General features: G+C 63.7%; 10 protein-coding genes. 5 read left to right on the top strand and 5 right to left on the bottom strand.

The features are described from left to right. Positions 1-71: 71 nt before the first annotated feature. Positions 72-530 (top strand): GNAT family N-acetyltransferase, encoded by a 459-nt coding sequence (locus V3B25_RS13915; RefSeq protein ID WP_049422732.1) that lies wholly within the window; start codon positions 72-74, stop codon positions 528-530. A 128-nt stretch (positions 531-658) separates the two neighbouring features. Here V3B25_RS13915 and V3B25_RS13910 read toward each other — a convergent pair whose 3' ends face one another. Together V3B25_RS13910 and V3B25_RS13905 are read right to left on the bottom strand one after the other, a co-directional pair. Then, complete coding sequence (locus tag V3B25_RS13910) at positions 659-1,033, bottom strand: hypothetical protein (protein ID WP_049422733.1); 375 nt, start codon at positions 1,031-1,033, stop codon at positions 659-661. 10 nt (positions 1,034-1,043) lie between these two features. After that, positions 1,044-1,943: a hypothetical protein gene (locus V3B25_RS13905; RefSeq protein ID WP_152905240.1), complete on the bottom strand. Its 900-nt coding sequence runs from the start codon at positions 1,941-1,943 to the stop codon at positions 1,044-1,046. A 236-nt stretch (positions 1,944-2,179) separates the two neighbouring features. Between V3B25_RS13905 and V3B25_RS13900 the strand changes: the two genes are divergently transcribed. Then, positions 2,180-2,467, top strand: coding sequence for a hypothetical protein (locus V3B25_RS13900; protein ID WP_239669963.1), 288 nt, complete (start codon positions 2,180-2,182; stop codon positions 2,465-2,467). A gap of 115 nt (positions 2,468-2,582) precedes the next feature. Here V3B25_RS13900 and V3B25_RS13895 read toward each other — a convergent pair whose 3' ends face one another. The 3 genes from V3B25_RS13895 to V3B25_RS13885 all read right to left on the bottom strand — a co-directional run bounded on the left by V3B25_RS13895 (position 2,583) and on the right by V3B25_RS13885 (position 8,245). After that, a complete protein-coding gene (locus V3B25_RS13895; protein WP_329810823.1) occupies positions 2,583-6,167 on the bottom strand; it encodes an ABC transporter permease subunit in 3,585 nt (1,194 codons plus the stop codon). Between the two features lie 12 nt (positions 6,168-6,179). Next, positions 6,180-7,082: an ABC transporter ATP-binding protein gene (locus V3B25_RS13890; RefSeq protein ID WP_024956967.1), complete on the bottom strand. Its 903-nt coding sequence runs from the start codon at positions 7,080-7,082 to the stop codon at positions 6,180-6,182. Positions 7,083-7,213: 131 nt separating this feature from the next. After that, the gene (locus V3B25_RS13885; protein ID WP_107433648.1) at positions 7,214-8,245 is read right to left on the bottom strand and encodes a LacI family DNA-binding transcriptional regulator; all 1,032 of its coding nucleotides are present in this window, start codon (positions 8,243-8,245) and stop codon (positions 7,214-7,216) included. Between the two features lie 258 nt (positions 8,246-8,503). On the opposite strand from V3B25_RS13885, the gene V3B25_RS13880 reads away from it, so the two are divergent. From V3B25_RS13880 to V3B25_RS13870, 3 genes are all read left to right on the top strand, one after another. Further along, entirely contained in the window at positions 8,504-10,642 is a 2,139-nt protein-coding gene (locus tag V3B25_RS13880; protein ID WP_235202901.1) for a type I secretion system permease/ATPase, read from the top strand. Between the two features lie 30 nt (positions 10,643-10,672). After that, positions 10,673-12,067 (top strand): HlyD family type I secretion periplasmic adaptor subunit, encoded by a 1,395-nt coding sequence (locus tag V3B25_RS13875; protein ID WP_049422738.1) that lies wholly within the window; start codon positions 10,673-10,675, stop codon positions 12,065-12,067. Positions 12,068-12,186: 119 nt separating this feature from the next. Further along, the gene (locus V3B25_RS13870) at positions 12,187-12,636 is read left to right on the top strand and encodes a hypothetical protein (RefSeq protein ID WP_138927384.1); all 450 of its coding nucleotides are present in this window, start codon (positions 12,187-12,189) and stop codon (positions 12,634-12,636) included. Positions 12,637-14,706 lie beyond the last annotated feature (2,070 nt).

The following is a 14,706-nucleotide window of genomic DNA, read 5'->3' as shown; positions in this document are numbered from 1 at the left end:
CCTTTCGCACAGTGCCAGATCAGTCGAGCATGGCTCGACTCTACAGAACGCTTCCCCATCGAGGCATTGCCATGGAATTCAGGGTATTACCCGCCGGCGCACCGGGACGGCAGCAGTTGGCCCGGTGGTACCACGCCGAATGGGGCCGCGACGCCGGCCTGTCGCTGGAACAGGAACTGCAGCGGCTGAACACACCTCAGGACGCCGAGGGTTTCCCGCACCTGATCGCCGCCTTCGATGGCGGCCAGGTGGTCGGTGCCGTGCAGCTCAAGCGCCGGGAAATGCAGGCCTTCCCGCAGTACGAGCATTGGCTGGGCAGCGTGTTCGTGGCCGATAGTCATCGCGGGCGTGGGCTGGCTGGCGCGCTGGTCGAACAGGCCGCGGCGCAGGCGGTGCGGATGGGCGTTTCCGAACTGTACCTGCAGACCGAATCGTTGGATGGCGGCCTGTACGCGCGGCTGGGCTGGAAGCCGCTGCAGGAAGCCGACAACCGCAGCTATCGCGTGCTGGTGATGGTGCGTTCGCTGTAGGAGAAGTGCCCTGGTGCTTCGTCCAGGCGGTGAGCTGGATGTGCCGGTTGAATGAGCTTGGGAGCTCCGGCTCACTGCTGTCGGAAAAGGGGCGACCTCAGGGCTTGGAGACTTCGGACATCGCATGCTCAATCGGCAGCCAGGTTGCCCGCGACGAGGACAGCGTTGTGTCGTACATCGTCACGCTCGATGTATCGCAGGAGGTCCTGTGCGAGAACGCGTTTGCTGATTGTTGCCAAACGCTCATTGTCCGCATCCGATTTTGCCGATGAGCTGGCTGAGAGCAACAGCATGTTAACGATGTGGGATGAGATTCTGGACTGCAGTTCAGCCTGGGATCTTGCTTCACCATCCTCGTCGAAAAGCATGTGGATGGACATCGCAAGATCATCGCTGTACTGCTGCTTCAGACTGGGTAGTCCATGGGTGATGTGAAAGGCTCCCAGAAGCGAGAACGCAATGGCGACCAGGGAATGCGATCCCAACTGCAACCATATCTTCATGACGGAACTCCTAGCGGGGACGGACCCATTCGCAGCGGTCCAGCTTTCCGTTTATCGATCCGCATCGGTAATAGCCGCCACTAAAGTTGTAGCGGATCTCACGTGGCCAATCCCCCTTGTCGATATCAATATCAATCTGTCCCCCATTCCTGATGGTGTCTGATTCAGGCAATGCCTGGCCAAAAACATCCCTGGCGGTGTCTTTGATCAGTCGAGCCGCCCCTCTTGCCATTGGATTGATCTGCCAGCAAGCGGTGTCGCCGTTGTCCATCAGCAGGCAGCCGCCAACGCCTCTCCCGAAGAAGTACTCGAGCGACCGGAAGAGTGAGCCAATGAGGTTTCCATTGATCTGCCCGTGTTGCCAGGCTGGATTGTTTGCGGTGTGCGCGATTCGGATAGCATCGTCCACTGCGGGGATGAACTGGTTTGCGACATGCAGGCTTGAGAAGTAGCCGCTGTCGTTTACGGGTTTTATGAACACCCATTCTTTCGACATGCGGACGATCGCTTCAAGCTGAAGTCGTTCGCCGTCTGCCAGGCCCTGTGAACTGCTATCGAAGTCACCTTGCCCATACCGGGTCAACACCGGTTGGCTCGGTAGGCGCCAGCTTGGAACGTTGATGTCGGCAGCGACTCCCAGATCGCCCTGGGAAGGGGCCTGGTGGAGGCGTCTGGGAACCTCGCCAGGAGGAATGTAGTTGACGGTGACGTAAAGCGCTTGGGCGGTGTTGGGGTTGACCACGAGGTAGGCCTCCCAGCCACGACGGAACCCATGAGCCATCTCGCCAGCGGATTCGTATTGCCAGGATTGAGTGCAGTTGCCACAGGTGACTACCTGGACCGCGTGTGCCTCGAACGGGGAAAGCACGGAGCCTGCGAGAATCAAGGTGGCTGCAGAGATCATTTTCACAAAGTGGCTCCTTGGACGAGTGGGTGTACCTGCGGGTACACCTTCCTGATCCACGGTGTTCCCACGCATTCACCTTGCGCTTCGTGGCGACTGCCGCGTATCGGTATCCGCCGTGCGGTTCGTCAGAGATCCGAGGATCTTGATGTCAGGCATCCAATCTGACCCCTGCTGCACCCAATGTCAGTCAGCGTTATTCTGGAAGCGGACTTCATCTTCTGATGGCTGATAACGTGACCATGGCTGTACCCCGCCATTCCCGCTCCGCCCTGATCTTCCTGATCGCGGCGATCGTTGCCGCGTTGGTCTCCATGCCCCTGCTGCGCGCCCTGGGCATGGTGCTGTGGCCGGTGTTCGTCATTGCCTGGCTGATCAATCTGGGCGCGGCCTGGCATCTGGCCCAGTGGGCGCGCCAGCAGGGCCGTTCGGCGTGGGCATTCGGGTTGCCGGCGGCGCTCGGCACCGTCGCCTCGATCGTGGTCTATGTGCTGCTGGCGTTGCTGGGGCCGAAAGCCCCGGTGCACTGAATCTTCGCGGCTGTCGTGGACAATGTGCCGAGCATGGCTCGGCACTACAGTAAGGCCGAGCCAAGCCCGCAGGTGTTGCGTGGAGCGCCGGCGGACAGGCCGGCGCCCCGTTGCCTCACATCGTCACCTTGCGCCGGTTGTCATCGCTCACCCGGTCGATCAGCTTGTTGTAGGGATCGAAGCCTGCTTCATCCGGCTTTTCATCCACCGTCACCGTGATCTTCGGCTCGGCACTGGTGATGTGGTGGCGCTGCAGATACAGCACCTTCTGGTCGCGTTCCTTGCCGGAGGGCCCGTTGGCGAACACGCCGATCTCGACCCAGTCATCCATCGTGCCGTCGCTCTCCTTGCCCTTGCCATCGGCGTACTGCTTGGCGGCGTGCAGGTCCAGGGTCACCTCGTAGCGGCCGTCATCACGCTTGCGGGCGCTGGCGGCCATCACCCGGTTGTCGTAGAAGCTGATCTTCTCGAACAGGTCGGTGACCAGCTGCTGGCGGTCGGCCGGGGTTTCGGCCCGGATGTAGTCCAGCAGTTCGCGTGAGGTGGTGTACGGCGGTTGCTGATAGCCCTTGTCCTGCAGGAAGTGCTTCAACGCACGGTTCAGCGCCTGCTCGCCGATTTCCTCGCGCAGGCGGTAGAACACCAGCGAACCCTTCTGGTAGTGGATGTACTGCTGGTTTTCCACGCGCTCCAGCGGCTGCTCTTCGATGGCTTCGCCGCCGCGCCCGGAAAGGTAGCCGTCCAGCTCGCGCTTGAGGAACTGGCGCATGTGCTGGCGGCCGTACTCCTGCTCCATCACCATCAGCGCAGAGTACTGCGACAACGATTCGGAGAGCACCGTCGCGCCCTGCACGTTGGCACCGATCACCTGGTGCGCCCACCACTGGTGCGCGATCTCGTGCGCGGTCACGTAGAACACGTAGTCCACCTTGTCCGGATCGCGCAGGTCGGCGATGAAGCCGATGGCCTCGGAGTAGGGGATGGTGTTGGCGAACGACTGCGCGAAACGCGCATAGCCCGGGAACTCGATGATGCGTACCTGGCGGTGCTGGTAGGGCGTGAAGTTCGCTTCGTAGTAGGCCAGCGACTTCTGCACCGCTTCGATCATCCGGTCCACGTTGTAGCCGTGCGCCGGGTCGAAGTAGACCTCGATCGGGATGTCCTTGTACTTCGCCTTGCGCACCTCCCAGCGTGCCGACAGATAGGCGTAGAAGTTCAGCATCGGCCGATCCATGGCGTAGCTGAAGCAGCGGCGGCCATTCACCGTGGTCTCCTTCTGCAGGTAGCCCGGGGCCAGCGCCACCTGGTCCGGCGCGGTGCAGACCGTGGTGCGGAAATCGAGCCAGTCGGCGTCGTTGGAAATGTAGGTGTTGGCGCGCGCGGCTTCGTCTTCCAGCTTGGGCATGCGCCGCGGCTCACCCAGGCCGCGCTTGCGCCGCTCGTTGCGGTCGCTGATCTCGGCGCCTTCGTTGTAGCCGAACGACGGCAGTACGCGGCTGTTGAAGAACGTGCCGTTGTCGACGATGTTGCTCGGCGCCTGGCCGGCGGTGATGCCGTTGGGTTTCTGCACCACCCGGAAGTGGACGTTGCGGCTTTCACCCGGTTGCAGTGGCGCGGCCAGGCGGTAGATGCGGTAGCCGAGATCGGCGTCATGCATCGACAAGGTCTGCCCACCCAGGTCAGCCGCGACCAGCTGCTTGTCGTCGCCCATCGAGACATGCACGTCCTGGATCGGTACGGCATGCGTGTTGCGCACCGTCCAGTTCGCATCGATCACCATCGACTGCGATTCGGGGAACAGGTCCACGCGGTTGTCCACCGCCACGATGCGAGGCTGCGGCAAAGTGCGGTACTTCGACAGCTCGCGCTCGTAGCGGGCCTGCAGATCCAGCTGCTGGTCGGGCGAGATGAACTCGTTGCGGATGTTGGTGCTCCAGTAGAGCCAGCCGCCCACGCCGATGAAGGCCAAGGCCGCTACTCCAGCGAAGACGCCGGTCGGACCGCGCAGGCGGCGGCCGGCCAGGGCCAGTCGCTGGCGCAGCCCTTGGCTGACGCCACGCACCCAGAATGCCGATGCCAGGCACATCAACGTCAGCAGGAACAGGGCCCAGTAGCCCTGGAACGCCAGCTGCCCGGTCAGGAAGTGGCCGTAGCCGTTCATGTCCGAATAGGGCGCGTTGGGCCAGCTGCCGAAGTTGTACAGGTTCTGCGTGTAGTCGAGCAGGCCGAGCACACCCTGGCCGATCATCACCACGATCAGCAGTGCGTAGCCGACGAACTTGTTGTTGGTGAGCACCTGCAGCACCAGCGCCAGGCCGCCCATCAGGATGTAGACCACCGAATCCAGCGCCAGGCTGCGCAGGTACAGCAGCGGCTCAAGATGCGTGTAGCCCTTGGCCAGCTGCACGCCCATCGCCGCCAGCGCGCCGGCGGCCTGGAAGCAGACGATCACCGCCAGCAGTGCAGTGAACTTGGCCAGCAGCGGCACCCAGTTCGGCACCGGCATGGCATCGGTCACTTCATTGATGCGCGCGCTGCGTTCCTTCCAGACCAGCTCACCGGCGAAGAACAGCACGATGATCACCAGCAGCCAGCTGAAGGCGCCCTGCAAGCCCATGATCATCTGCGAGGTGACCGGCCAGATCGAGGTGCCGTACAGGGTCTGCCGGAACAGCGCGCTGGGCAGGAAGTTGGCCAGGCCCAGCACCAGCAGCACGATGAACGGCACGCTGCGCAGGACACCACGTGTATCGAAGCGGACCTGGCGCAGGAACTGCTGCCACGCCGTGGTGGTAGTGAACGCCGGTACCACGCGCGGCAGCGTTGCGCGGGTGGGGCGGACGGCGCCGGCATCGGCAACCGGTTGCGCCTGCCTGCGGCCCCAGCGCCGACGGCCACTGCCGCTGCGTTCGGTGCGGAACAGCGCGAAGGTGGCGGTGAACAGCGCGGCAGCCACGCCCAACCACAGGGCGCGATTGGCCAGCAGGTAACCGGCCAGCTCGGGAATCCCGTTGTTGCGTTCGGTGGTGGACCAGTAGCGGATCGTGCGGCCCAGTGCGCGCATGCCCAGCGGTTCGCTCAGCACCGCGATCCACGTGTTGTCGATGTCGCGCAGCAGGGCCGCGCTGGCGCCGTACAAGACCAGGTAGGCCACCAGGCCGATGTAGACCCACAGGATCGAGCGCGTCAGCGCCGCCAGCAGCGACAGCAGCGCGGTGGTGAACAGCAGGTTCGGAATGACGATGACCGCGAACGTCCACGCATAGCCCTGCCAGCTAATCGGGCCCATGCGCTCGGGATCGACCCACGGCATGAACGGCGCCAGCCACAGGCCGAACGCGATCAGGACGTAGACCAGCAGCCCGGCCGCCAAGGCGGCAGCGATGCGTCCGGCCAGGTAATCGCGGCGTTTCACCGGACTGGCGAAGATCAGTTCGGCGGTGCCGAGTTCGAAGTCACGCAACAGGGCGTTGCTGACGAACAGGGCGGTGACCAGCATTCCGAGCAGGGTGAAGATGCCCAGCATCTGCGCGATCACGGTGGGCGCGTTGCTGTGCACGTTGCCAGTGCCGCCACCGATCTGCACGGCGTCGCTGGAGGCGGCGGCGAAGGCGAGCAGGGCGAACAGCCCGGCCAGCAGCCACAGCAGCGGGGAACGCAGCTGCTCGCGCAGCTCGAAGCGGAAGAAGTTGAGGATCATGGCGTGCTCCGCTCAGGCTGCCGCGCGGGCACGGGCCTGCAGGCGCAGGCGCTGGAAGTACACGTCCTCGAGGTCGGGAGCTACGGCCGCAAAGCCGTCGCCGGGGTCGTTGGCGCTGTGCACGTGGATCACCGGGCGGCCACCGACCAGGCGGGTCGACAGCACCACGTAGCGCGCTTCGTGGTCGGCCAGTTCAGACGGATCGACCTGCTTGCGCCAGACCTGGTGCTGCAGGGCGTCGATGGCTTCGGCAGGACGGCCGGTCAGCAGCACCTGGCCCTTGTTCATGATCGCCATCGTCGGGCACAGATCGGTCACGTCCTCGACGATGTGGGTGGACAGGATCACCGCCACGTTCTCGCCGATGGCCGCCAGCAGATTGAGGAAGCGGTTGCGCTCTTCCGGGTCGAGGCCGGCGGTGGGTTCATCGACGATCACCAGCCGCGGGTCTCCCAGCAGCGCCTGGGCAATACCGAAGCGCTGGCGCATGCCGCCGGAGTAGGTGCCCAGCTTGCGTTTGCGGGCGTCCCACAGGTTCACCTGCTGCAGCAGCCCATCGACCACCTCGCGGCGCTGCGCGCGCTGGGTCAGGCCCTTGAGCACCGCGAAATGTTCCAGCAGGTCCAGCGCGCTGACTTTCGGGTACACGCCGAAATCCTGCGGCAGGTAGCCCAGCCGGCGGCGCACCGCGTCCTTGTCGCGCAGTACGTCGATCGGCGCCTCGCCTGGAATGGTGAGCGTCGCCGTGCCGCTGTCGGCCTCCTGCAGGGTGGACAGCGTACGCATCAGCGACGACTTGCCGGCGCCGTTGGGGCCGAGCAGGCCGAACATGCCGCGCGGGATGTCCAGGTTGACGTTGTTGAGGGCATGCACGCCGTTGGCGTACGTCTTGGACAGCGAATCGATCTTCAGCATGCGACGTACACCTTTCCATGGACGATGTCTGCGCGTTATCCGCGCATCAGCCTCCGTGCGCATCCGCCGTTGGTCATGGGGGGAGAATTCCGCCGTCGCACGTTGGGCCGGGGCGGGAGGCCTGGCGGCGCTTACCGGCGCAGCGACGATTCCCGCACCACCAGCTTCACCGGGATGCTCTGGCTCTCCACCGGCTGGCGACCGATCAGTGCCAGCAGGCGCTCCACCAGCAGCTGGCCGGCCTGCTTGGTGTCCTGCTGCACGGTGGTCAGCGCCGGGGATACCGAGGCCGCCAGCGGGATGTCGTCGAAGCCGGTCACCGCCACGTCCTGTGGCACCCGCAGGCCGGTCTCGCGCAGCGCGCGCATCGCGCCGATGGCGATCAGGTCGCTGGCGGCACAGATCGCATCGATCGGCTCACCGCGTGCCAGCAGCGCCTGGCAGGCTTCCTGGCCGGAAGCCTCGGTGGTGATCGCATCGTGCTGCAGCGCCGGTTCGGCGACCAGGCCGTGGTCCTGCAGGGCCGCGACATGGCCGCGGTAGCGCTCCTGGAATTCGGGGTAATGGCTGGAGGCATGGCCGAGGAAGGCGATGCGGCGGCAGCCCTGCTGCAGGAGGTGGGTGGTGATGTCATGCCCGCCCTGGAAGTTGTCGCTGCCGATCGATACACCGGGTTGGCCGGGCAGGGCGGCGCCCCAGCGTACGAAGTGCGTGCCCTGTTCGACCAGCCGCTGCAGGCGGTCGCGCGATTGGTGGTAGTCGCCGTAGCCGAGCAGGATGATGCCGTCGGCCTTGTTGCTGTCCTCGTAATCGGCCTGCCAGTCGGTGGACAGCTGCTGGAACGAGACCAGCAGGTCCTGCCCATGCAGGGCGCAGGCACGGGTGATCGAGCCCAGCATCGAGTGGAAGAACGGGTTGATCAGCGAGTCGTCGTTGGTCGGGTCCTCGAAGAACAGCAGGGCCAGCGTGCCGGCGTTGCGCAGGCGCAGGCTGGAGGCGTTCTTGTCGACCTTGTAGTTCAGTTCGCGGGCGATGCGCAGGATGCGCTCGCGGGTCTCGGCATTGACCATCGGGCTGCCTCGCAGGGCCCGCGACACGGTCGGCTGGGAGACCCCGGCCAGGTGGGCGATGTCCAGGGAGGTGGCTTTGCCTTTGATCGTCATGGGAACGGATAGGGAACGTGCAGCGATCATGATGCCATGAGGCTGGCCCTCTGCTTGCAGGTGCGCTCCTGTCTGGATGAACGGAGTTGATGTTAAAAAATGTGATCAATTTGTCACTTTGACCTGATTTGCACAAAAGCGCATTCAGCGGATGGACAGCTGCCATGGGATGGCCCTAGAGTCCGCGCACCAGGGGACAACAAGGCAGTTGACGTGGGCAGTAACGGATCAGGGATCGATCTGCAGGAGTCACTGTGCGTGGACGATGGAGGCGCGCTGGCGTGCTTCGTCGCCCTGTTGGGGTTTCTGGATCGGCCTGCCGACCCCGACCAGCTCCGGCACCAGCTGGGCCACCCCGAAGGCCGTATCGATACACAGGATCTGTTGCGCCTGGCCAAGCGGATGGACGTCAAAGCACGCGTGGTACAGGCGCGGGTAACCGCGCTGCGCGACCATCCGCTGCCCGCCATCGCCTGCCTGGCCGACGGGCGCTATACGCTCGTGCTCAAGGCTGACGCCGAGAACGTGTTGTGCTTCGACGCGGCGGCCGACGGACGCCCGGTCACGCTGTCCCTTGGCGAGTTCTCGCAGGAGTTCGATGGCCGCCTGTTGCTGATGACCACGCGTGAAAGCGTGGCCGGCGCCGTGAGGCGCTTCGATGTCGGTTGGTTCATTCCTGCCCTGGTGAAGTATCGCCGCCTGCTGCGTGACGTGTTGGTAGCCTCGTTCTTCCTGCAGTTGATGGCACTGATCACGCCGCTGTTCTTCCAGGTGGTGATCGACAAGGTACTGGTGCACAAAGGCATCACCACGCTGGAAGTGCTTGCCCTCGGCCTGCTGGTGGTTTCGGTGTTCGAAGTGCTGATGGGCGGACTGCGCACCTACCTGTTCTCGCACACCACCAGCCGCGTTGATGCCGAGCTGGGATCGAAGCTGTTCTCGCACCTCACGCATCTGCCACTGGCCTATTTCCAGGCGCGCCGGGTGGGCGATTCGGTGGCGCGCGTGCGCGAACTGGAAACCATCCGCGAGTTCCTCACCTCCTCGGCGCAGACGGTCGTGCTGGACCTGTTCTTCGCCATCGTGTTCCTGGCCGTGATGTGGCTGTACAGCCCTGCATTGCTGCTGATCGTACTGATCACGCTGCCGCTGTACGCGGTGGTGGTCATGGTGGTCGGGCCGATGCTGCGGCGCCGCCTGGATGAAAAGTTCGTGCGCGGTGCCGAAAACCAGTCGTTCCTGGTCGAAGCAGTGACCGGTGTGGAGACCATCAAGGCGCTGGCGGTCGAGCCGCAGGCGCAGAACCGCTGGGACAAGCAGCTGGCGGGTTACATCCAGGCCAGCTTCCGCGCCAGCATGCTGGCCAACTGGGGCTCGCAGGCGGTGCAGCTGATCCACAAGCTGGCCACCGTGGCACTCCTGTTCTTCGGCGCGCGGCTGGTGATTGACGGCAAGCTGACCGTGGGCGAACTGGTGGCGTTCAACATGCTTGCCGGGCAGGTTGCCGGGCCGGTGCTGCGCCTGGCGCAGTTGGCGCAGGACTTCCAGCAGGCGCGCATTGCCGTGGAGCGGCTGGGCGACATCCTCAACTCCCCTACCGAACCGGCCAGCTCACCCTCGCGTGCCAGCCTGCCGGCAGTGGATGGCCGCATCGCGCTGGAGCACGTGTCGTTCCGCTATCGGCCTGAGGGGCAGGAAGTGTTGTCGTCGGTCAGTCTGGAGATTGCTCCGGGTGAGATCCTCGGCGTGGTCGGGCCCTCGGGATCCGGCAAGTCGACCCTGACCAAGCTGATCCAGCGCCTGCACACCCCGGAGCGCGGCCGTGTGCTGGTGGATGGTGTCGATCTGTCCATGGTGGATCCGGCGTGGCTGCGGCGACAGGTGGGTGTGGTGTTGCAGGAAAACCTGCTGTTCAACCGCAGTGTGCGCGAGAACATCGCCATGGCCGACCCGGCGATGCCGATGAGCCGGGTGGTGGAAGTGGCCAAGCTGGCTGGCGCGCACGATTTCATCCTGGAGCTGCCCGAGGCCTACGACACGCGCATCGACGAGCGCGGGGGCAATCTCTCCGGCGGCCAACGGCAGCGCCTGGCGATCGCGCGTGCATTGGCGATCGATCCGAAGATCCTTATCTTCGATGAGGCGACTTCGGCGCTGGATGCGGAGAGCGAAGAGGTCATCCAGGACAACCTCAAGCGGATGTCCGCCGGCCGCACCGTGATCATCATCGCGCATCGTCTGTCGGCGGTACGCCAGGCCAACCGCATCGTGACCCTCGAACGTGGCCGCATCACCGAGACCGGCACGCACGAGGATCTGCTCCGCGCGGGAGGCCGTTACTCACTGCTCTACACCAAACAGATGGGCCTGCCCGCCGTGGCGGCCCCGCTGAACTGACCACTGCGGGCCCAGCCAAGGACAGCACGCATGTTGAAGGGACTGAGGCATCACCTGGGCATCCTGCGCGAGAGCCTGCGCGCAGAGCGTGCGCAGCCGGATCAACGGGATTCGGCCGCGCCGGACTTCCTGCCGGCGGCGCTGGAAATTCTGGAAAAGCCCCCGAACCCTATCGGCCGCACCGTTCTCTGGTTGCTGATCGCCTTCCTGGCCATCGCATTGGTCTGGTCGTGCCTTGGCCGCCTGGACATGGTTGCCGTGGCCGAAGGCAAGGTCATTCCGCGCGGCAACGTGAAGGTGATCCAGGCGGCGGATCAGGGCGTGGTCCGTGCGATCCATGTGGTCGAAGGGCAGTCGGTGAAGGCTGGCACGCCGCTGCTCGAACTGGATCCGACGGTCAGCCATGCCGAGGTCGAGCAGGCGCGCCAGGCGTTGCTGACCGCGCAGATCGATGTGGCACGGGCGCAGGCCGTGGTTGACCACGTTGCCGGCCGGGCCGGTCGGTTCATCGCACCGGAGGGAGCATCTGACAGCATCGTTGCCATCCAGCAGGCACTGGTGGCCGCCAAACAGCGCGAGTTCGATTCCACCGTGGGCGGCTTGCAGCAGGAGCGCAGCCAGCGCGATGGCGAGCACGGCATGATCCTGGCCGAGATCGCCAAGCTGGAAGAGCAGCTGCCGCTGGCTACAGACCAGCTGAACAAGCTGGAGGAGCTGAGCCGCGACAACTATGTGCCGCGACTGCAGGTGGCCGAAGTGAAGGAGCGTGTTGTCGGCATGCGCCAGGACCTGGCGATCCGACGCGAAGAGCAGCGCAAAGCGACCGCAGCGCAACTGGCGGCCAGCCAGCAGATGAGCAAGAGCCGCAGCGAGTTCGCACGTGAAGCACTGGACGCCCTGACCGAGGCCGAAGCGGCGCGCGCGCTGCGTGGCGAAGAATTGAAGAAGGCCCATGACAAGGCCGGGCACATGGTACTGCGCGCGCCGGTGACCGGCGTGGTGCAGCAGCTGCAGGTGCACACCATCGGCGGCGTGGTGAAGCCGGCAGATCCGCTGATGGTGCTGGTGCCGCACGACGGCGAACTGGTGGTCGATGCGATGCTGCCCAATCGTGATGCCGGCTTCGTCCGCGACGGCCAGTCGGTGGAGGTGAAGTTGGAGGCCTACCCGTTCACCCGCTACGGCGTGGTCGACGGAATCGTGGAGACCGTGGGCCATGATGCGGTGCAGACCGAGAAGGAAGGGCTACGCTACCCGGCGCGCGTGCGCCTGCTGAAGCCCTGGATCGAAGTGGATGGCCGGCGCCGCGCGCTGGCGCCAGGCTTGGCTGCCACGGCGGAGATCAAGACCGGTGATCGCCGCATCATTGAATACCTGCTGTCACCGCTGTCGCGGCGTGTTCAGGAGGCGGGGAGGGAGCGATGAAAAGCGGAGTTCGAGCCTCAAACGGCAACCCTGTACCTATGCGGGCTCTTGGTCTGATTCTCGCGCTGGTACTCCTCCCTTGGCATCTACAGGCACGAGATCACGCCTCCTTGAGGTCGGTGGACCTGCAGGAACGCCTGGTTGGACTGCTGGCCCGACAGGGCGGGGACCACTGGAAGGGCATCCCGCCGAGCACTCTGGAACAGGCGATGCGGGTCAGTTGGCGGCGTGGAGCAGGTTTGCCTTCTTCCGGCAGAGGGGAGGGGGTCACGGTCGAAGGCTGGTCTTTCTGGATGCACACCGAGTTTCGCAACGGTGGCTATCAAACGCGCCTCGACACCTACGTTGCCACGCCAGGGAGCACCTGCACCTTCAATGCCGATCAGTTTGCCCGGAGGCTCAAGGCCATCGGGATGGAGGGTGGGCCAGTCAGATCAACGCTGCTTCCCGAGACCTGGTACCTCGGTGCCAGAAACGTGGAGGTTGCGGTCAGGACATACACAAGCACTACCAATGGTCAGCGCCATCAGTGCGTTGAAACGATCAGCATCGGTCCCCGGGAGTTCTGAACATGCCATCGATCAACAACGAGCTTGAAGCCGTTCTGCAGAGCCTCCGTCAGAAGGGAGGGCAGTTCTCCAAGGCCGAGCAGACCATTAGGCGGACAATCGAGAGTTCACCCGAACTCATGATTCGCTTGAACGTATCCGCCAAGAATGGAACGCTGAAGGGAATCGAACTGCTTCCCTCCGGTGCGACAGAGGGAGGGCACTACAGCGCCGGGTCCGGAGTCATCCGTATAAGTCGCGATCGGTTCGTTGCTGGAGGTGAAGCTGCGTTGGACGCGCTGGCATTCGTGCTCGGCCATGAAACCGCGCATAGCATCTATCAAGTCGAGAACGCCAAAGCGCTCGAAACTTTCCGCCAGCAGGTATACGCACTCTCGGTCGTGAAGGGTGTCAGAGACTACACGCCCATCCTGGCTGCCTACCTCAAGGCTACTCGCGAAAACGAAGCGGTTGCGATGATCGGCGGATGGAACGCAGTCTGGGGACGAGCCGTACTCAATTCCAGCAATGGCATTGACCAGCAGTCGTTCTTGGCCAGGATGTATCAGGCGATGCCACCGGGATGCGTCATCAAGGAGCCCAATGGTAGTTACAAGCTCGCACAGGGCATCACCATGCGCGGCAACTACTCCATTGAGTCCAGCAGGAATTCGCCGAACATCGAGGGATTCGGAATCTGCTACTACGACGGTACCGGTGCGGGGCTCGGCCAATCCGGGGGGCTCGATTACCGGAACTACTACTTGGGTCCCCAATTGGAGTACATCATCGAAGCCGAGCTGCAGATGCAGCGGCTGATGCCGGCGGGAAACCAGCCTGGCGACGTTCGGATTGATCTTGAGGCGATAGGTGGCAACGAGGCGGTCCTTGAAGCAGACGGCCTGTACTTCAGCGGAAGAGATAGCCAGTTCATATTCTCTGATGGCCGGGGGCCATTGCGGGTCTTCAATAGAAAGGGTGATGCTTCGCAGAAGCCGCGAAGCCCTTCACAGATACAGCTCCCCGTTGACAGTGAAACCTTGCAACGAATCACCATGTCTGGGGGTTTGGGCGGGGCCATTGGCGGGGCAATAGCCTCTGCGCTGAAGATCAACGATCCACTGTGGAAGGTACTCGCTTCAGCCACGTTGAAGACGGTAGGCAAAAATCTGGGCGAGATTGCAGCCGCCGGTGGAACGAAGGTCGTGACCCGGGCGGGCGTCTTGGATCTGCTCTCTGATGTTCCGGACGAATTTCGAGTAAGCCTTCAGGGCGCCGCTGCTGGCACGGTTTCTGCCTATTTGACGGCTGAGCTGATCAGCTCGCTTGGCATCAAGGGCACGCTGGGAGAGGTCGGACAGAGCGTTGCCGCAAGCTCACTCAGCCAGATCATTGAGAATGCGATCAAGATTGCTGATGGCGCCACGATCGGCATCACAGATGGCTTGTCAAAGGGGCAGGTCTTTACCGCGATCGGTGGGTACATCGGCGCGCGCCTGGGCGCCAGCCTCGTCCAGTTCGAAACAGTGGGTGGACAGTTGGGCGCTCAGATCGGCTCTGCTGTGGGCGCCTATGTTGGTGCCACGATGGCACAGACGTGGAGTGCCTTGCTGCAGGCCGTTGGCACGACCTATGCCGGACCCATCGGCGCGGCTATTGGCGCGTTGGTTGGGTACATATTCGGAGGATTGATCGGAAGTTTGTTCTCCAGTGGGAAGCCGCGCTCTTGGGCATCTGTCACCTGGGACGAGGCGAACTCGACCTTCACCGTTTCTGGCGTTCGTGCCCGCTCGGGCGGCGTGAGTATCGGAGCGACGCTACTGGCCAATCAGGTCGCTGGCACAATGAATGCGGTACTGGAGGTGTCGGGGAGCCGGGTGGCAACGGGTGCGACGGTGGATGGCGGTACCTATGGAACGTACGGCAAGAAGTATCGCTATTGGTCGGAGCCTTCATTCACCACCTCCAAGGCCGAGGATGTAATTTCCTACGGTACGGTGCGGGCGTTGTCCAATCTACTCGATCGGATGATTGGTGGAGACATCTACATCAAGCGTGCCATCGGAAAGAATCTTGTCAGCCTAGATGCGC

It is taken from the genome of Stenotrophomonas sp. SMYL8, from assembly GCF_036320065.1.
GTDB lineage: Bacteria > Pseudomonadota > Gammaproteobacteria > Xanthomonadales > Xanthomonadaceae > Stenotrophomonas > Stenotrophomonas maltophilia_A.
Note: the sequence above shows the minus strand (reverse complement) of the source record. Positions and strands in the feature narration are given on the sequence as shown.

Excerpts from the sequence above, each read along its gene's own strand:
- V3B25_RS13915 (WP_049422732.1), top strand. The coding sequence starts at position 72 with ATGGAATTCAGGGTATTACCCGCCGGCGCACCGGGACGGCAGCAGTTG.
- V3B25_RS13910 (WP_049422733.1), bottom strand. The coding sequence starts at position 1,033 with ATGAAGATATGGTTGCAGTTGGGATCGCATTCCCTGGTCGCCATTGCG.
- V3B25_RS13900 (WP_239669963.1), top strand. The coding sequence starts at position 2,180 with ATGGCTGTACCCCGCCATTCCCGCTCCGCCCTGATCTTCCTGATCGCG.
- V3B25_RS13895 (WP_329810823.1), bottom strand. The coding sequence starts at position 6,167 with ATGATCCTCAACTTCTTCCGCTTCGAGCTGCGCGAGCAGCTGCGTTCC.
- V3B25_RS13890 (WP_024956967.1), bottom strand. The coding sequence starts at position 7,082 with ATGCTGAAGATCGATTCGCTGTCCAAGACGTACGCCAACGGCGTGCAT.
- V3B25_RS13885 (WP_107433648.1), bottom strand. The coding sequence starts at position 8,245 with ATGACGATCAAAGGCAAAGCCACCTCCCTGGACATCGCCCACCTGGCC.
- V3B25_RS13875 (WP_049422738.1), top strand. The coding sequence starts at position 10,673 with ATGTTGAAGGGACTGAGGCATCACCTGGGCATCCTGCGCGAGAGCCTG.